The sequence below is a fragment of the Caballeronia sp. KNU42 genome (assembly GCF_053760385.1).
In genome coordinates this window covers 1,235,325-1,252,404 of record NZ_CM132390.1, presented here as the reverse complement: position 1 = coordinate 1,252,404, position 17,080 = coordinate 1,235,325, and the positions used below count along the sequence as shown (strand labels likewise).

At 61.6% G+C, this 17,080-nt stretch carries 14 protein-coding genes; 6 read left to right on the top strand and 8 right to left on the bottom strand.

From position 1 onward, the window contains the following. Nucleotides 1-11: 11 nt before the first annotated feature. Both ACSOSP_RS36840 and mprF read right to left on the bottom strand, forming a co-directional pair. Nucleotides 12-1,286 carry a virulence factor family protein gene (locus tag ACSOSP_RS36840; RefSeq protein ID WP_455313950.1) on the bottom strand — a complete coding sequence of 425 codons (1,275 nt, stop codon included), beginning with the start codon at nucleotides 1,284-1,286 and terminating at the stop codon, nucleotides 12-14. Beyond that, on the bottom strand, nucleotides 1,283-3,877 hold the full coding sequence (gene mprF / locus ACSOSP_RS36835) for a bifunctional lysylphosphatidylglycerol flippase/synthetase MprF (protein WP_455313949.1): 2,595 nt from the start codon (nucleotides 3,875-3,877) through the stop codon (nucleotides 1,283-1,285). Before mprF ends, ACSOSP_RS36840 begins: the two co-directional genes overlap by 4 nt. Nucleotides 3,878-4,224: 347 nt before the next feature. On the opposite strand from mprF, the gene ACSOSP_RS36830 reads away from it, so the two are divergent. Continuing rightward, nucleotides 4,225-4,587 carry a hypothetical protein gene (locus tag ACSOSP_RS36830; RefSeq protein ID WP_455313948.1) on the top strand — a complete coding sequence of 121 codons (363 nt, stop codon included), beginning with the start codon at nucleotides 4,225-4,227 and terminating at the stop codon, nucleotides 4,585-4,587. Nucleotides 4,588-4,603: 16 nt separating this feature from the next. Here ACSOSP_RS36830 and ACSOSP_RS36825 read toward each other — a convergent pair whose 3' ends face one another. The 5 genes from ACSOSP_RS36825 to ACSOSP_RS36805 form a co-directional block, all read right to left on the bottom strand. Continuing rightward, nucleotides 4,604-5,149, bottom strand: coding sequence for a hypothetical protein (locus tag ACSOSP_RS36825; RefSeq protein ID WP_455313947.1), 546 nt, complete (start codon nucleotides 5,147-5,149; stop codon nucleotides 4,604-4,606). Between the two features lie 233 nt (nucleotides 5,150-5,382). Continuing rightward, nucleotides 5,383-6,450: an ABC transporter ATP-binding protein gene (locus ACSOSP_RS36820; RefSeq protein WP_455313946.1), complete on the bottom strand. Its 1,068-nt coding sequence runs from the start codon at nucleotides 6,448-6,450 to the stop codon at nucleotides 5,383-5,385. 14 nt (nucleotides 6,451-6,464) lie between these two features. Next, nucleotides 6,465-7,304 (bottom strand): ABC transporter permease, encoded by an 840-nt coding sequence (locus ACSOSP_RS36815; protein WP_455313945.1) that lies wholly within the window; start codon nucleotides 7,302-7,304, stop codon nucleotides 6,465-6,467. Beyond that, nucleotides 7,301-8,164, bottom strand: a complete 864-nt coding sequence (locus ACSOSP_RS36810; protein WP_455315350.1) for an ABC transporter permease — start codon at nucleotides 8,162-8,164, stop codon at nucleotides 7,301-7,303. The genes ACSOSP_RS36815 and ACSOSP_RS36810 overlap by 4 nt, the downstream gene beginning before the upstream one ends. A 246-nt stretch (nucleotides 8,165-8,410) precedes the next feature. Continuing rightward, nucleotides 8,411-9,550: an ABC transporter substrate-binding protein gene (locus ACSOSP_RS36805; RefSeq protein ID WP_455313944.1), complete on the bottom strand. Its 1,140-nt coding sequence runs from the start codon at nucleotides 9,548-9,550 to the stop codon at nucleotides 8,411-8,413. Nucleotides 9,551-10,046: 496 nt separating this feature from the next. Here ACSOSP_RS36805 and ACSOSP_RS36800 point away from each other — a divergent pair, with 496 nt between their 5' ends. Continuing rightward, entirely contained in the window at nucleotides 10,047-10,817 is a 771-nt protein-coding gene (locus ACSOSP_RS36800) for a DeoR/GlpR family DNA-binding transcription regulator (protein ID WP_455313943.1), read from the top strand. Nucleotides 10,818-10,821: 4 nt separating this feature from the next. Here ACSOSP_RS36800 and ACSOSP_RS36795 read toward each other — a convergent pair whose 3' ends face one another. Continuing rightward, nucleotides 10,822-12,495: a Na/Pi cotransporter family protein gene (locus tag ACSOSP_RS36795; RefSeq protein ID WP_455313942.1), complete on the bottom strand. Its 1,674-nt coding sequence runs from the start codon at nucleotides 12,493-12,495 to the stop codon at nucleotides 10,822-10,824. Nucleotides 12,496-12,737: 242 nt separating this feature from the next. Between ACSOSP_RS36795 and ACSOSP_RS36790 the strand changes: the two genes are divergently transcribed. The 4 genes from ACSOSP_RS36790 (at nucleotide 12,738) to ACSOSP_RS36775 (ending at nucleotide 17,079) form a co-directional block, all read left to right on the top strand. After that, on the top strand, nucleotides 12,738-13,487 hold the full coding sequence (locus tag ACSOSP_RS36790; RefSeq protein WP_455313941.1) for an HAD family hydrolase: 750 nt from the start codon (nucleotides 12,738-12,740) through the stop codon (nucleotides 13,485-13,487). A gap of 955 nt (nucleotides 13,488-14,442) precedes the next feature. Continuing rightward, entirely contained in the window at nucleotides 14,443-15,720 is a 1,278-nt protein-coding gene (locus tag ACSOSP_RS36785; protein WP_455313940.1) for a NupC/NupG family nucleoside CNT transporter, read from the top strand. A 10-nt stretch (nucleotides 15,721-15,730) separates the two neighbouring features. Beyond that, nucleotides 15,731-16,120, top strand: coding sequence for a cytidine deaminase (locus ACSOSP_RS36780; protein WP_455313939.1), 390 nt, complete (start codon nucleotides 15,731-15,733; stop codon nucleotides 16,118-16,120). After that, nucleotides 16,117-17,079, top strand: coding sequence for a nucleoside hydrolase (locus tag ACSOSP_RS36775; protein ID WP_455313938.1), 963 nt, complete (start codon nucleotides 16,117-16,119; stop codon nucleotides 17,077-17,079). The genes ACSOSP_RS36780 and ACSOSP_RS36775 overlap by 4 nt, the downstream gene beginning before the upstream one ends. The last annotated feature ends 1 nt before the right edge of the window (nucleotide 17,080 follow it).

Below are 17,080 nucleotides of genomic sequence, written 5' to 3'. Positions count from 1 at the left end.
CGCCGTCCGGCTCAGGTCCGCGCGGCGATCTGCTTGCGCCAGCTACTCAGGATGCGTCGAGCGAGCTCGTTGTAGTCGCCGCCGAAGTGGTGATCGCCAGTGGTCTTCACCACTTCTATCCCCGTCTGCGTCAGCGCGGGACACAGCGTATCTTTCTCGGCCGTGCCGTAGATGCACTGCACCATCGCTGGCGGCAGTTTCGCGAGTTCAGGCCGCACTTGCAACGCGTCCTTGCTCGCCGGCATGCCAAGCCAGCCCGTGACGCGGATCTGGAAATCGGCGTCGGGCGCAAATCCCATCAACGACACAAACGATACCTTCGAGCGCACCGATTCAGGCAAGCGGTTATAGGCGAACGGCATCACGTCCGCGCCGAACGAATAGCCGATCAGCGCGACGTGCTCCGAGTGCCAGCGCGCGCTGTAAGCCTGGATCACGCGAGCGAGATCGTGGCTCGTTTGCTCGGGCGTCTTCGCGCTCCAGAAGTAACGCAAGCTGTCGATGCCGATCACCGATACCCCATCTTTCTGCAACGACTCCCCGACGGTTTTGTCGAGATCGCGCCAGCCGCCGTCGCCGGAAATAACGATCGCAAGCAGGTTCGTCGGGCGCGCGGCGGGCAGTTCTATGAGCGGTAGATCCGATACGTCTTCGTCGCGGAGCTGCTCTAACTTCAGATGCGGCGCGGCGAGCGCGAGCAGCGCATCGGCTTGTGCATTGGGCGGTGAAGCGCTGGCGGGCTGCGTGGTTTTATCGAAGAAACCAGGCAGGCCCTTCGCATGCGTGATGGTCGGATCGGGCGGGCACGGGTTGAAACGCGCGTCCAGTTCGGCATCGGGATTCAGTGCGAGTGCGCCCGCGACCGTATTGTCCGGCGCCTGGGCAAGGATTTTCGTGGCCAGCACGCCGCCCTGGCCCGTGCCGATCAGGATGGGCGCGAAATAACGGCTTGATTGCACTTCGCGTTCAAGTTGATGGCTCACCGACTCGGCATCGCCGACGAGCTTGTGGCACGTCTCATTGAGCAAGGGCAATTTCGCCGCGTAGCGCGCCGTGTCCACGCCAACGACCATTGCGCCGTGTTTGGCCAACGCATCGGCGGTCTGCGTGTCGGCAGGGGTCCAGTTTTTATCGGAGAAAAGCACAACGAAGCCGCGCATGGGGCCGGCGGGTTTCGTGAACGTCACGTCGCCATAGCGGCCGCCGGGCAAAGTGCCCGCATGGGCCATTGAAATCGACAACATAGACAACACAGCAACAACTGCGAACTTCCTGAAAAATGTCATGAACGCCAGCCTCCCGCCAGCAACGAGAGATCTGCGAGCGTGAAAAACACGCCGACCGAGCCGGATGCCGCCAGATAACGCGGTTCCCAACGCGGCTGGAACTTGCTCTTGAAACCGCGCAAGCCCCGGAAATTGTAGAAACGTCCGCCAAATCGCCAGACCAATCCAGCCAGCCGATGCCACGGCGAAGCAAGCGGTGTCGGCTGCATGCCGGACAAAGGCGCAATGCCCAGGCTCAAGGTCTGGAACCCGGCCTGCTTCAAATGCAGCGCGAGCTTCGTGAACAGGTATTCCATTGCGTACGGCGACGCGTCCGGCTGATGCCGCATCACGCCGACCGTGGCTTCGGTGTTCAGGTCGGTCGTCATGAACGTGACGAACGCCACCGGCTGGCCTGCCTGGCGCACCAGCAACACGGACTGCGCGGCGAGGTAATCGTCGGTGAAGGCCGCGACCGAAAAGCTCTTTTCGCGCGCCTCGCGGCTTCCGAGCCATGCATCGGAAATCTCGCGCAGGATCGGCATGCACTCGGGAACACGCGGGGAATCGATGACTTCCACGTCGAAACCGTCGCGTTCGCCGCGCTTCAACGCATAGCGCAAATGGGCGCGATGCGAGCCCTTCAGGTCGAAATCATCCAGCACGATATGCGCCTCTTCGCCGAGTTTCATCAGCGTGAGACCGGCATCGAGGTAAAGCGGCAGCGCGTCGGCGCGAACCTGATAGAACGCGGCACGGCCACCGTGCGCGTGCGCCATTTCCACGAACCGGCGGATCAACTCCGCCCATTCGCGGCGCGGCCCGACCGGGTCGTGCAGCGCGGCCCAAGTGCGCCCGTGTTTCGCGTACATCAGGAACGCCTCGCGCGAGGTCGAGAACAGGAAACTCTTGTCGCCCATCATGGCGAGGCCGGCGTCGCTGCGCTCCTGCGCGCGGAAAATGCGTGCGGCATCGAGCAGATCCTGGGGCGCGGGTTTCTCGAAGCGGCCGGCGGCCGGACGCAGCAACTGCCACACGGCGAACAGCGCAGCGGACAAGCCCGCCGCGAGCGTCGCGCGCAACGCGCGCGGCGCGCGTTCGTCAAAGGCGAATTGCCACCAGAGGTCGCGGCTGTAATTGACATCGCGAAACGCGAACAACATGATCCAGACCGCCAGCCCGATCACGATCGCGACCGACACCAGCCAGCTCACCGTGAACCGCTCAGCCAGGAGCGACGAGCGCCGGCTGAAGCGGTCGCGGGTGGCGAGCAACAACACGATCAGCAGCGCGAGCACACCCGTTTCGACAAACGCCAGCCCCTTCGCCATCGACAGCGCCAGGTTGGCCACCGCGAGCGTGATGGCGAGCCACCACGCGGCGTCAAGCCGGCGCAGCAAACCGCGCGCAACGAACAGCAGAACCACGCCCAGCACGCTTCCGAGCAGTTGCGAGCTTTCGAGCACCCACAGCGGCAACACGGCTTGCAGCACCGCGATACGCTTGCCGAACGCGGGCGTGGCGCCTGAAATCACGAGCATGCCGCCGACCACGAAGGTCACCACGCTCAGGAACACGGGTGCCAACTGCGACACATTCGATGGATTCAGAAACGCGAAGCGCCCCTTCAGCGCCCGGCCTTCGAACGCTGCCAGCACGAACGTTGCGGCGATCAGCGGCAGGCCGAAATAGATCGCGCGATACGCCAGCAGCGCCGCCAGCATCTCGGGCGTTTTCACGCTGCCGCCGAGGGCAAAAACCATTGCCGCCTCGAATACGCCGACGCCACCCGGCGTATGGCCGATCATGCCGAGCAGCATCGCGGCGGAAAATACCGTCAGGAACTCGCCAAAGCCCACCTGGGCGTGCGGCAGCACGGCCCACAGCGCAAGCGCGGCAGCGGTTACGTCGAGCGCGGCGAGCGCAAGTTGCGCAACCAGGTCGCGGCGCGCCGGAATGGTGACGGCGAGCCAGCTCCAGCGCGTTTGCAGGGTTCGGGGGGCGGCGCGGCACAGCACGATCATCACCGCGAATCCGATCAGGACCGCGCCGCCGCTGACGCGCAGGAAATCCGGCGATGCGTGCAGCATGACGGCCAGGGTATCGGCGGCGCATACCATGCCGATCGCCGTCATCAACGCCAGCGCGAGCGCAAGCGTGACGCTCGTGAACACGGTCAGGCGACCGACCTGCGCGGGCGTGACGCCCGCAACGCCATACACGCGGCAGCGCACGGCGCCGCCGGTCAGCGCGCCGAAACCGGTGGCATTGCCGAGCGCGGAGGCGACCGTCGCTCCGACCCACAGCACGGAACGGGGTACTTTGGTGTCGAGATAGCGCAGGCCGACGCCGTCACGCCCAACCAGCGCCGCGTAGCTCAGCACGGTGGCGGCAAGCGCCCCGGCCCACGCTTCCAAGCGAAGCGCGCGTAATTGATGAACGACCGTTTTATAGTCGACCGCGTGCGACAGATGCTCGAACACCACGAGCAGCAACGCGCACACAACCAGTGCGAGGACTGGCGCGGTGAAACGCTGCAATCGCCACGCTTTCGGCAAGCGAAGCAGCGATTCCAACGAGAAAATTGAACTGACACTATTTCTGCGAGACATGCGGATTACCGGACTTGCTCCAACGCCTTTGGGCCTTGCGGCTTGTTGGCGTTTTGTTGGTTCTTGGTTCTGGCGGCCAAATGCCGGACCGTTGCGTGTCTATCCGGCGCTCATTCAGATTTCAAAAACCTGAATGTAACGTTACGGTTAGCAACGGCTGTATAACGGCCTAGGTTGACGGGACTTAAGAAAAGTGTGGGAGTCTATGCCGTTCGGACGAGTCCGGCAGCGGTTTTGACGCCGTTCCGGCCGTTTTCTTCACACCTGATCGGGCGAGCGGTTAGCATCTTGGCTCGAATGCCCGCAAGCGGGAGCCGCAGTCATCATCGATAAAAAGGTTCTACCGTATGAAAACGCCACGCCTCGCCGCCGCTTTGACCGTCTCGCTCTCCGTCGCCGTCTTCGTCTTGAGCGCCTGCGTGACTCAATACGATCAGCTGATCAAGACGGTGCCGGTCGGCTCGGGAACGTCGCAATTCAAGACGCTGCCGTTTGTGGCCTGCGTGAAGGCAAAATGGGCTACGCGGCCGCTGAAGATCGGCGAATACTCGCCGAACGCGGACGGCGCCGTGATCACCGTACACGGTGCGAACGGGCAGACCATCTTGCTGATTGACGCGGAACCATCGGCGAACGGCACGGGATATACCATTTATGGCGATACCGTGAGGGCGGCGACCTACGTGGCCGACGCCCATAAATGCGACTGAACGACGCCAGGTGCGATCAGCTCGCGCCGCCCTTGAGATCGGTGTAGGCCTGGTGCGTACCCACGATGCGCCCGATCAGATAACCATCCGACGCGCACGCATTCACCCGCTGGCTCCCGTTCCACACGATCTTGTACTGCTCGTCCTGCAAACGGATGCCTGAGGGATCGAACTGGGGTTGCGGCGCGCCGCCAGCCTTGCCGCCTTCACGCGCCTGTTCCATCTCAAGGCGATTCCAGGTGTAGGCATAACCGTACTGGACACCGTCGGCGAAGGCGTCGAGATCGCACACCTGCTTGGGCGGCGTAATGGAGACTTCGGTCCGGTAGCCGCTGGGACCGCCTACTTCTATGCGTTGCGGAGCCGGAGCGCCGGACGAATCGACCTGCGCGGTACGTCTCGTGCCAGGTTGCGGTTTGGCGGCGACCGCCTGCGGGACGCTCGACGCCGGCAGCGCACTGCTGGCGCTGCCATCGGTAGGCAAAGGCGCGCAGGCGCCAAGAACCAGGATCGATGCGGCTAGGGAAGCGCCTAAAACCTTCAAATGGGTGCTGAAAATCACGCTTTTGCTGTCCGTCTCAAAATAAACCGTGCACTACCTTAACATTTTGAGACGGACGTGTAGATTGTGCCGATTTTTGGAACGGAACTCGGACGAAGAAAACGGGGGCGCGCCGCCCGCTGAAATACGGCACGGCCGCGGCTTCGCTCAAGAAAAAGGCCGCCTGCGCCATGCAAAGCGGCCTTCTTCCTTGAAATTCGAAAAACCCGATCATCGCTGCCCAACACCGACGATCAAGCCCCCTCCTCCAGCACCAGCAAATTCTCATGCGAGAACCCGAGCGCCACGGGTTGCCCGCGTTCCGGCAAGCGCCGGTTCGGGTCGTTGAATATATCGAGGGAAATCACGGACTGATCCACGCGTGTCCTGATCCGCACCACGGCGCCGAGGAAATTGACCTCTTCAACCGTCGCCGCCAGCGTATTGCGCCCGTTCGCCGGCGCTTCCAGCACAATGGCCTCCGGACGAACCGCGAGCATCCGCTGCTTGCCGGTATCGGCGGAATTGAGCGCGTGCGAGGTGCGCAATTCCTGGCCGCCGACCACGATCTTGCCGCTCGCCGGATCCACCACCTGTCCCGACAGCAGATTCAACGTTCCAACAAACGACGCCACGAAGCGCGTACGCGGAAAGTTATAGATCTCCGAGGGCGTGCCGATCTGCTCCACGCGCCCTTCGTTCATCACCACGATCCGGTCGGAAATCGACAGCGCCTCTTCCTGGTCGTGCGTCACGAAAATCGAGGTGATGCCAAGCTCGCGCTGCAAGTTGCGAATGTCCTCGCGCAGCGAGACGCGGATCTTGGCATCGAGTGCGGACAGCGGTTCGTCGAGCAGCAGCACTTGCGGTTTGTTGGCCAGCGCCCGCGCCAGCGCCACCCGTTGCTGCTGACCGCCGGACATCTGCCACGGATACCGCTCGGCCAGATGAGGCAGCTTGATCAGTTCGAGCATTTCCTTCACGCGCGTCTTGATCTCCGCTTGCGGACGCCCCATCACCTTCAGCCCAAAGCCGATGTTGTCCGCCACCGTCATGTTCGGAAACAGCGCATACGACTGGAACACCATGCCGACCTTGCGTTGGCGCGTGCGCACGTGGGTGACGTCGCGCCCGCCGAGCTTGATCGTGCCGCGCGTGGGCGTTTCAAAGCCGGCGATCATGCGCAGCACCGTCGTCTTGCCGCAACCCGACGGCCCGAGGAAGGTGATGAATTCGCCGCGCTCGATTTGCATATCGAACTGATGCAGCACGGTGTTCGTGCCGAACGTCTTGGAGAGGTTTTCGATCTCGAGAAGTGCCATGACAAGCCTGCCCTTTAAATTTTTTGTCCGGCGAGGGAGCGCGCCGAGCCGAAGACCTGAATAAGCCCCATCGAGGCCCACGTAATGGCGAACGCGATGATCGCGAGCGCCGAAGGTTCATACGCCCGGTTCGCGCCGATCAACTGCAGATACGGCCCGAACGCCGGACGGTTGAGCAAGCTGGCCAGCGTGAATTCGCCGATCACCACCGCGAAGGTCAGGAACGCACCCGAGAGGATCCCGGAACGCACGTTCGGAAAGATGATCTTGAAGAGGATGGTCGGCCAGTTCGCCCCCAGGCACTCGGCGGCTTCGGTCAGCGAGCGGACATCGACGGCGCGCAGGCCCGCATCCACCGAGCGGTACATATAGGGCAAACACAACGTGACATAACCGCAGATCAAGAGGAAGTCAGTCGCGCGCTCGTTGCCGGTGAGCGGCAGGAACGAACTGCTGTTGTAGATATGCAGGTAGCCGAACACGATCACGATGGCCGGTATCACCAGCGGCAACAGCGTGATGAACTCGATCAGCGGACGCAGCTTCGGCAAGCGCAACTGCACCCAGTAGGCGGTCGGCACGACCAGCAACACCCCAAGCACGATGGCGAATACGCCCATCATGATGGAGTAGCCGAACGACGCCTGGAAATGCGGATCGGTGAGCACGACGCGGTAGGCGTCGAAGCTGTATTCGCCGCGACGCATTTTCAGGCTGAAGTCCACGGTTGCCGCCAGCGGCAGCAGGAAGTACAGCGCGCCGACGACCATTGCGATCCACGCGCCCGCGCGCGTCTGGGCCCGGACCTTGTTATCAGGAACCGGAGTTGGAGTGACTGTGGTGACGGTGCTCATCGACGGCCCCTTTCAGCGCGTGAGCGCAACCAGATATAACCGCCGTTGGACAAGCCGGTGACGAGCACCATGCCGAGCGCGAGCGCATAACCAAGATTTTCGTTGTGCAGCACGTCGCCGCGAATCTGCGCGTACAGCACGATCGGCACGATGTTGAGCGAACTGCCCGTGAGCGCATAAGCCGTTGCCACCGCGCCGAACGCATTGGCGAACAGCAGCAGCGTGGCGCCGAGCACGCTCGGCCAGAGCACTGGCAACGCTACAAACATCCAGTAGTGGTAGGCACTGCCGCCCAGACAATCGCAGGCCTCACGCCACTCACGCTTCAGGCCGTCGAGCGCCGGCGTGATGATGAGAACCATCAGCGGAATCTGGAAGTACAGGTAGGTCAGCGTCAGCCCCGTGAAGCTCAGGACGCTGAAGCCCGTGGAATACAGGTTGATGCCGACATACTTCTTCAGCAGCACCGTAACCAGTCCGACGCGCCCGAGCGTGCAGATGAACGCGAACGCGAGCGGCACGCCCGCGAAGTTCGACGCGACGCCGGAGAAGGTCATCAGGGTCGGGCGAATCCACACAGGCAGCTTGCCCTGCACGGCGGCCCAGGCCAGCAACAGTCCGAGCACGCCGCCGCCCAGTGCCGATGCCGCGCTGACCTTGAAGCTGATCCAGTACGCATCGAGCACGCTCGGCTGCAGCAACTGGCGGAAATTATCGAGCGTGAAATGGCCCTGCGCGTCCTGGAACGCGCCGACCATCAGCCATGCGGTGGGCAGCAGCAGGAACAAGACCGCAAACGCGAAAAACGGTAAGACGCCGAGATAATTCCACGCGGGCGACACGCGTCGCGCCGCTTTCATGCCGGGGCCGAGCGACGGGTTCGACTTTCCCTCGCGCTCCTCATGTCCGGACATGGGCGTGGCGATCTTCGATGAAGTGCTCATGATGTCGCTCTAGACTGACAGGCCGCGCTGGGGACCAGGCACAAAGCGCGAGCCGGAAAAGTAACCGGACACCGAGTCCGGCTACCCGTGCACTACGTTACTTCGTGCGACTACTTCGTGTGACTACTTCGTGTGACTACTTCACGCGTCTACTTCAAGCAGTTACTTCACGTTCGCGCCGACCACCTGATCCCACTGCTTCGTAATGAGCGCCTTCGAAGCGTTTTGTTCGTCGAGCGTCGGGAACACCACGTTCTTATAAGCTGACGGCGGCGGCAGCTTGGCGAGCAGCGCTGCCGGGATCTTCTTGTTAGCTTCGAGGTCCTTGAAGCGGATCGGATGGCAGTAGCCCGTGAGCCAGCCAATCTGGCCTTCGTCCGAATACAGGTATTCCATCCACAGCTTGGCCGCGTTCGGATGCGGAGCGTAAGCACTGATGCCCTGTACGTAGACGCCTGCCACTACGCCCGTCTTCGGCACGACCACCGCCACCTTCGGATTGCCCTTCAACGTATCGCGATCGGCCAGCGCGTTGTAGTCCCAGCGCACGACGATCGGCGTGGTGCCTTGCGCAAGAGAGGCCGCCTTGCCGATCACCGGCACGAAGTTGCCGTTCTTGTTCAGCGTGCCGAAATAGCTCAGGCCCGCAGCGCCGGCCTTCGAAGCATCGCCCTTGCTTTGCGACAACCCGGCCGCGTACACAGCCTGGATGGCCTGGTTAGCCGAGCGTGGGTCGCCCGCAAGTGCGACGGCATTCTTATAGTCGGACTTGAGCAGATCGGGCCAGTCGGCCGGGACCTTGTCGATCATGTCGGTGTTCACTTCAAACGACAGCACGCCGTAGTAATCACCGTACCAATAGCCGTCCTTCTCCTTGGCCGAGTCGGGAATCGACGACCACGTCGACACCTTGTAAGGCTGCAGCAAGCCGGCGGCCTGTGCCGTCGGTCCAAACGACAAACCGACGTCGATCACGTCAGGCGCCTGCGGTCCGGTGTTGCCCTTGTTCGCCTTGATGGCTTCGACTTCGTCGCCCGAACCAGCGTCCGGATTCAGTTCGTTCACCGTGATACCGTACTTCGCTTTGAAGCCTTCGATCAGCGCGCCATAACCGCACCAGTCGTGCGGCAAGGCGATCGTGGTCAGCTGGCCTTCCTTCTTTGCAGCTTCGATAAGGGACGCCGGGGGCGCCGCCACAGCCTGCCCCGCCACTGCGGTCAGCGCGGCGATCGCTGCTGTAATGGATGTACGGCCGCCCAAGCGGCGAAATGTCGAAGTCACTCGCAACCCGTCTTGATTCATGGTGATTCCATCCTCTGCCTGCGTGCTTACGTTTTTGGAAAGTTGCGTGCTGCGTACTTGCTGCATTGTCCGAAACTTGTTTTTTAATGCGCACTCGCATTTGGCGCGCACGCGACTCTGGCGGCCAAATGTTTAAGAACGATGACGACGGTGAAAAAGACAGCAATCCAGGACCAGTTTCAGACACTGCGGACAGTCCAGGGGAACTATCCGCGAGTGTGACGGAGAGACTAAGTTCAAATACCCAAATTCGCAAGTATCCAAAAAAATGCAACATCGGCAGCGCCGGTTCTTGTTAATCTTTCAGTGGATTTCCGGTAACACGTGGCGCTCGACAGCTTATTAATATTGGCGACACACGGGCGACACATAGTCCGTTCACAAGACTTGAGGCTTGGCTTTAGCTGAGGCTTTGCTTTGGCTTCTACTCGGCTTCTACTCGGCTTCTACTCGTTTTCACTAATACCCGCTCGACTTCAACGCTCAGGAATACAGCATGTGGCAGGAAGATCGTCATCAGAGAATTCGTGCGCTGCTTGCCACGCTTGAACGCGTGTCGACCGAGCGCATCATGGCCGAGCTCGGCGTGTCGCGCGAGACGGTCCGGCGCGATCTGGTGGATCTGGAAGCGCTGGGTGAATTGCGGCGGGTGCATGGCGGTGTGACGCGCCCGGCTGACGAAGCGCCGATCGCCGAGCGCAGCCATACGCACGTCAAGTCGAAGAACGCCATTGCACGGGCCGCTACCGCGCTGGTCAGCAGTGGACAAACCTTGTTCATCGATGCCGGCACGACCACCGCCATCCTGGCCGAAGAACTCGCCAAACTGGCCAACCTGACCATCATCACGAACTCGATAGACGTCGCCCAGAAGATGCGCTCGAGCGGCGAGAAGACCGAGTCGAGCAACGAGATCATCCTGCTCGGCGGCTCGATCAGCGACCGTGCATTCGCCACGGTGGGCGGCACGACCGTCGCCGAGATTCTCAGGTACCGCGCCGACGTGGCCTTGCTTTCGCCGGTCGCCATCGATCACCGGCATGGTGCAACGAACTTCGATCACGCTGAAACCGAGGTGGCCCGCGCGATGGTCGCGCACGCCGACCGGGTGGTGATCCTCGCCGACTACAGCAAGATCGGACAGTGCAGCAGGATTGCGTTCTGCCCGATCAATCGGGTGGATACGCTGATCACCAACAAGAAAGGCGCCGAAGGCCCGGCGCTGCTGTCATTGCGCAAGAAGCTGCCGCAAGTGATTCTCGCCTAGCGTTTTAAACGCTGTCGTTACCGTAGGTAGCGTCAAGCACTCGGCGGCGCAGCCGTGTGTCGCGCAGAGCGCCGGCAGCGTCGAGGACCGGATAGGCCGTCGAGCAGAACAGCGAGTTGAGGCGCTTGAGGTCGCTGATGATGTCCAGATGCAACGCACTGGTCTCGATACTGCGCGCGCTTTGCCCCGCCAGCCGGTCCAGGTGCGCATATGAATAACTGCGCTCGAGATCGCGGAACCGCTCCTTTTCTGCCAGCAAGCGCTCGGCGCTGCGCAAGTCGCTGTTGAGAAATACGCTCAGGCCGAGCTGCAAGGTCAGGATCACGCGTGAATGCAGGTCCTCCAGCTCGCCCAGGCCCTCGGGCGAAAACGCCAGCCGGTGCGTGATCTTCTTCTCCAGAATGTTGGTCACCACGCGCTCGATGATGTCCCCCGCATGCTCCAGGTTGATCGTCAACGTAATGATGTCGGTCCAGCGGCGGCTGTCCGCCTCGTCGAGCTGCTCGCGGGAGATGCGCGCCAGATAGGTCTTGACAGCGGCATAGAGCTGATCGACATCATCGTCCATGCGGATGGTCGAGCGTGCCTTGACCGGGTCGTTGGCCCGCATCAGGTCGAGCAGGTTGTCGAGCATCGTGCGGATGATGTCGCCGATCCGCAGCGCTTCGCGCGCGGCATTCGCCAGCGCAAGCGTGGGTGTGGAGAGCGCGACGGGGTCAAGATACAGCGGCCGCAGTTCCGGGTTGGCTTCGGGCCGGTCCGGCAGCAGCCGGTAACACAGGCGCGAAACCGGATCGATCAGCGGCATGCATGCGACACAGCGCACCATGTTGTAGACGAGATGGAATGTGATCACCGCCTCGCGCGGATACGGGATCAATGCGCCGATTCCCCCCGCGATCCATGGGGCGAACGGCAGCACGATCAACGCGCCGGCCAGTTTGAACAGCAGATTGCCGAGCGCAAGACGCCGGCCGGCGGGGTTTTGTCCCAGCGTGCCGATCACCGCAAGCAGCCCGCTGCCCAGGTTCGCACCGATCACGAGGCACACCGCCACCTTCAGCGAGATCACGCCCGATGAGGCCAGGGTTGCAGTCAGCAGGACTGCTGCAAGACTGGAGTAGGAAATCATGGCGAAGGCCGCGCCGACCAGCGTGTCGAGCATGGAATCGCCCGTCAGTGCGCCGAACATGACCTTCACGCCTTCTCCCTGCATCACGGGTTGCGCAGCCTCCACGATCAGATGCAGCGCAAGCAGGATCAGCCCCAACCCAATGACCGTTCGCCCCATCTGGCCCGTGCGGGTCTGCTTGAGTGACAGGAACGCGATCACGCCGCCGAGCAACAGGATGGGCGAGAGCCACGAGAGATCGAGTGTGAGCACCCGTGACATCAGTGCCGTGCCGACGTCCGCGCCGAGCATGATGGCCAGACCCGGTGCGAGCGGCAGCAGGCCTTGTGCCGCGAACGACGAGGCCAGCACGGCGGTCGCGTTGCTGCTCTGGACCAGGCTCGTTACGCACAAGCCCGCGCCGAACGCCCGGAAGCGGCTGTTCGCACTGCTTCCCAGCACGCGCCGCAACTCGGCGCCGAAGACCCGCAGGATGCCGGTCCGGACAATATGCGTGCCCCACACCAGCAACGCTACGCCCGACAAAATATTCAAGAGAATCAACATGAGGCTGCGTCCGTTGTTCGTTCCGGCTGTACTGCCCGAATGTACTTCGATACGTGCCATGATGCCACGCAAATGAGTTGTACAATTTTGCTTTGTTGTAGTTTTGGGTATTTAACGCTACGATCGAATCGTGTCGGGCAAGCTGCGCCGGACGGCGTTCTGGCGCGCTTTTTTATCTGCTTTTCTACCTGTTTTTTACCCGCTTTCTACCCGTTTTTTACCGTTAATCAAGGGCTATACGGATGAGTCGTACTCTGGCGCTGTTCGATCTGGATCACACCTTGCTGCCGCTGGATAGCGATCAGTCGTGGGCGCGTTTCTACGCCACGCTGGGTTTCGAGGGCAGTGCCGGCCATGCGGAGGAGATTGACGCGTACTATCAGCAATACGTCGCCGGCACGCTTGACATGGACGAGTATCTGGGGCTGACGCTTGCGCCGCTCGCCCGTCATCCGCGAACACAGCTCGATGCGTGGCATGCGACCTTCATGAGGACGGTGATCGAGCCGGCCATCCGTCCGGAAGCGCTTGCGCTGCTGCGCCGTCATCTCGACGCGGGGCATTTGTGCTGCATCGTTACTGCGACCAATGTGTTCATTACCGCACCTATTGCGAAGGCGCTTGGCGTTGAGCATTTGCTGGCGATCGACCTGGGCACTGAAGGCGATGATCCGCTTGGGCGTTACACGGGTCGCTCGGTGGGGGTGGTGACTTTCCGAGAAGGCAAGATTGTTCGCACTGAGCAATGGTTAGCTTCACGGGGATTGAAGCTGGCGGATTTCGAAGCGAGCTATTTCTACAGCGATTCGATCAACGACGTACCGTTGATGGAGCGTGTCACTCATCCGGTTGCAACGAACCCCGATGCGAAATTGCGGGTGATTGCGGCCGACCGCAAGTGGCCGGTCGTTGAGTTATTCGAAGGGGGGGCGTTCGCACTTGGGGGTGGACTGGGTGGGGGTGGACTGGGTGGGGGTGGGGTTGGGGGTTAGTGGTCGGGGTCATTGCCGGGTTGCTGCTTTCGGCCTTAGCGGTCTGCATGAGTGAGCTATTTTCTTTATCACTATTAGCCACTGCGCGTGGCGGCGCGTCATTTCTTTGTCCAAAGCGACAAAGAAACGAAGCAAAGAAAGCGCTTTCAAAACGAGGGCCCATAAGTTGACCTAGCGTGCAGTTTCAACGTTTTTGGCACCCCAAAAGCACGGTGCTCGCAAGAGCGACGGATGTGTGAAACCCTCCTTCTCCGAACACCGATACCCACAACACGCTTCGCCACCAGTGACTGAACCTGCCAAAGGAGCACCCCGCGCTATCCGCGGAGAACCACCCACCGAATTTGTATGCATGCCGAACCACGTCGCCAACCCACCTCGAAACGAGGCTGCTCGGATAGATAAGGCCGACCCTGCCGACAAAAAAATAACCGCACTAATCATGCAACCAACCCACGAAGACCCACAGTGGTAGATACGCGTGATGCCGTTCGGAATCCTTGGCAATTGTGCTTGCCCGAGAGCGTACGGGGCGAAGCGTGTGCGTGTAAGAATTCGCGAGAAGGAGGGGTTCACACATCCGTAGCTCTTGCGAGCACCGTGCTTTTGGGGTGCCAAAAACATCGAAGCTGCACGCTAGGTCAACTTATGAGCCCGCGTTTTGAAAGCGCTTTCTTTGCTTCGTTTCTTTGTCGCTTTGGACAAAGAAATGACGCGCCGCCACGCGCAGTGGCTAATAGTGATAAACAAATGAGCTCACTCACGCAGACCACAAGCCCCAAAAGCAGCAACCCGGCAATGACTCAGATCGCTAACGCAGGAACCTGGCAACCCGGCACTGACCCCGACCACTAACCCCAAACCAACCCCCACCAGCCCACCCCCGCCCTATTCTCTAAACCCCCCACATGGCGTAGCATCCGCCAATTCCTCTGACAAACATCCACAACGAGACATGACCCTGATCGCACGCAATCTGCTCGGCATCGCCGTACTGCTGCTCATCGCTTTCATCTTCTCCACCAACCGCCGCGGCGTTCGCCTGCGCACCGTCGTGCCCGCATTGCTGGCCCAGGTCGGCATCGGCGCCTTCATCCTGTTCGTGCCCTTCGGCAAAAGCGTGCTCTCCGCCGCCGCCGCAGGCGTCAACCACGTACTCGGCTACGGCAACGCAGGCATCGAATTCCTGTTCGGCGGTCTCGTTCAGTCCAAGATGTTCGAACTCTTTGGCAACGGCGGTTTCGTCTTCGCCGTGCGCGTGCTGCCCGCCATCATCTTCGTGACAGCATTGATCTCGGTGCTCTACTACCTCGGCATCATGCGCTGGATCGTGATCGTGCTCGGCACGATCTTCCAGAAGCTGCTCGGGGTATCGAAGATCGAATCGTTCTCGGCCGTCACCACCATCTTCCTCGGCCAAAGCGAAATGCCCGCGGTCGTCAAGCCGTTCGCGCGCGACATGACAGGCGCGGAACTGTTCGCCGTCATGTCGAGCGGCATGGCGGCAGTCGCGGGTTCGGTGCTCGCAGGTTATGCGGGTCTTGGCGTGAAGGTCGAATACCTGCTCGCAGCATCGTTCATGGCCGTGCCGGGCGGACTGCTGTTCGCCAAGATCATCCACCCCACGAGCGAAGCCAGCCGCGTCACCCTCGAAAACCTCAGCTTCGACGAAAAACGCCCGGCCAATGTGATCGAAGCGGCCAGTTCCGGCGCCACCGTCGGCCTGAAGATCGCAGTCATGGTCGGCGCCATGCTGATTGCGTTCGTCGGCCTGATCGCCATGCTGAACGGAATCGTGGGCGGTATCGGGAGCTGGTTCGGCGACCCCAACGTATCGATGCAGTCCGTGCTCGGCGCCGTATTCGCGCCGCTCGCGTATCTGATCGGCGTGCCCTGGGATCAGGCCGCACTCGCCGGCAATTTCCTCGGCCAGAAACTCATTCTCAACGAGTTCGTGGCCTACGCGTCACTGTCTCCGTATCTGAAGGACTCGGCCAGCGTCGCCGCAGCTGGATTGCAGGTGCTCGATCCGCGTACCATAGCGATCTTGTCTTTCGCGCTGTGCGGCTTCGCGAACTTCTCGTCGATCGCCGTGCTGACCGGCGGCTTCAGCGCGGTTGCGCCGGAGCGGCGCGCGGAAGTGGCCCGCTACGGCCTGCGCGTCGTGCTCGCCGCCACGCTCTCGAACCTGATGAGCGCGACGATCGCGGGCATGTTCCTGACGCTGAATTAAGGAGAAAATCATGACGATGGACGAGTTGCTCGAACGCGCGAAGTACGCCCGCGAACGCGCTTATGCACCCTATTCCAGGTTCAAGGTCGGCGCAGCCCTGCTTACAAAAGATGGCAGCGTATTCGATGGCTGCAACGTCGAGAATGCATCGTACGGACTATGCAATTGTGCGGAACGTACGGCGTTTTTCAGTGCAGTCGCCGCAGGTTACACACGTGACCAGTTCGCCGCGCTTGCGGTCATCGGCGACACGGACGGACCGATCGCCCCCTGCGGCGCGTGCCGTCAGGTGATCATCGAACTGGGCGGTCCCGAGTTGGCCATTCGCCTTGGCAATCTCAATGGCGTGATCCGTGACACCACGGCCCGCGAACAACTCCCCGACGCGTTCTACCTATGACAATACATAAGGTCATCTACGACACCGACCCGGGTGTCGACGACGCCATGGCGCTGGTGTTCCAGGCGCTGCATCCCGAGATCGAATTGCTTGGCGTCACGAGCGTATTCGGCAACGCGACCATCGAGACGACCACGGCCAACGCGCTCTACCTGCGCTCGCGTTTTGCACCCGGCGTGCCGGTGGCACGCGGTGCGGCAGCGCCGTTGCATCGCGCGCCGCCTGCGCCGCTCGGCTGGATTCACGGCGACAACGGTCTCGGCAATATCGAACTGAGCGAGCCTGCCGATACAACGCTCGACCCGCGTCCCGCGCATCAGTTCATGATCGATACGATTCGCGCGCTTCCCGGTGAAGTGACGCTGATCGCAGTCGGTCCGCTCACGAATCTGGCGCACGCGTTGCAGGCCGATCCAGAGATTGCCGGGTTGATTAAGCAGGTAGTCATCATGGGCGGCGCGTTTGGTACGGCCGGCGTGCTTGGCAACGTATCGCCGGCGGCGGAAGCCAACATCATGTGCGACCCGGATGCAGCCGATCTCGTGCTCGGCGCAGCGTGGCCGGTCACGCTCGTCGGCCTCGACGTCACGCAAAATACGCTCATGTCGAACGAATGGCTGGCATCAGTCCGCGATGGCGCGGGCGAGGCCGGCCGTTTCGTGTGGGACGTATCACGACATTACGCGCAGTTTCACAAGGACAGCGCTGGACTCGAAGGTATCTATGTCCACGATGCATCGGCGGTGGCTTATGTTCTGGCGCCGCATCTCTACACCGTGCGCAAGGGTCCGGTTCGTGTGCTGACTAGCGGCATCGCGACCGGTCAGACGATACAAAAACCCTCGACCATGCGCGTTCCCGCGCCGGACTGGGACGAGCGTCCGGCGCAGTCGGTCTGCATCGGCGTGGATGCGGCCGGCATGCTCGAGTTGTATAAAAACACCTTGTGCAGGACGTAAG

Bases quoted from the DNA above. Each gene is read 5' to 3' on its own strand.
- ACSOSP_RS36840 (WP_455313950.1), bottom strand. From the start codon at position 1,286: ATGACATTTTTCAGGAAGTTCGCAGTTGTTGCTGTGTTGTCTATGTTG.
- mprF (WP_455313949.1), bottom strand. From the start codon at position 3,877: ATGTCTCGCAGAAATAGTGTCAGTTCAATTTTCTCGTTGGAATCGCTG.
- ACSOSP_RS36830 (WP_455313948.1), top strand. From the start codon at position 4,225: ATGAAAACGCCACGCCTCGCCGCCGCTTTGACCGTCTCGCTCTCCGTC.
- ACSOSP_RS36820 (WP_455313946.1), bottom strand. From the start codon at position 6,450: ATGGCACTTCTCGAGATCGAAAACCTCTCCAAGACGTTCGGCACGAAC.
- ACSOSP_RS36815 (WP_455313945.1), bottom strand. From the start codon at position 7,304: ATGAGCACCGTCACCACAGTCACTCCAACTCCGGTTCCTGATAACAAG.
- ACSOSP_RS36810 (WP_455315350.1), bottom strand. From the start codon at position 8,164: ATGAAAGCGGCGCGACGCGTGTCGCCCGCGTGGAATTATCTCGGCGTC.
- ACSOSP_RS36805 (WP_455313944.1), bottom strand. From the start codon at position 9,550: ATGAATCAAGACGGGTTGCGAGTGACTTCGACATTTCGCCGCTTGGGC.
- ACSOSP_RS36800 (WP_455313943.1), top strand. From the start codon at position 10,047: ATGTGGCAGGAAGATCGTCATCAGAGAATTCGTGCGCTGCTTGCCACG.
- ACSOSP_RS36795 (WP_455313942.1), bottom strand. From the start codon at position 12,495: ATGTTGATTCTCTTGAATATTTTGTCGGGCGTAGCGTTGCTGGTGTGG.
- ACSOSP_RS36790 (WP_455313941.1), top strand. From the start codon at position 12,738: ATGAGTCGTACTCTGGCGCTGTTCGATCTGGATCACACCTTGCTGCCG.
- ACSOSP_RS36785 (WP_455313940.1), top strand. From the start codon at position 14,443: ATGACCCTGATCGCACGCAATCTGCTCGGCATCGCCGTACTGCTGCTC.
- ACSOSP_RS36780 (WP_455313939.1), top strand. From the start codon at position 15,731: ATGACGATGGACGAGTTGCTCGAACGCGCGAAGTACGCCCGCGAACGC.
- ACSOSP_RS36775 (WP_455313938.1), top strand. From the start codon at position 16,117: ATGACAATACATAAGGTCATCTACGACACCGACCCGGGTGTCGACGAC.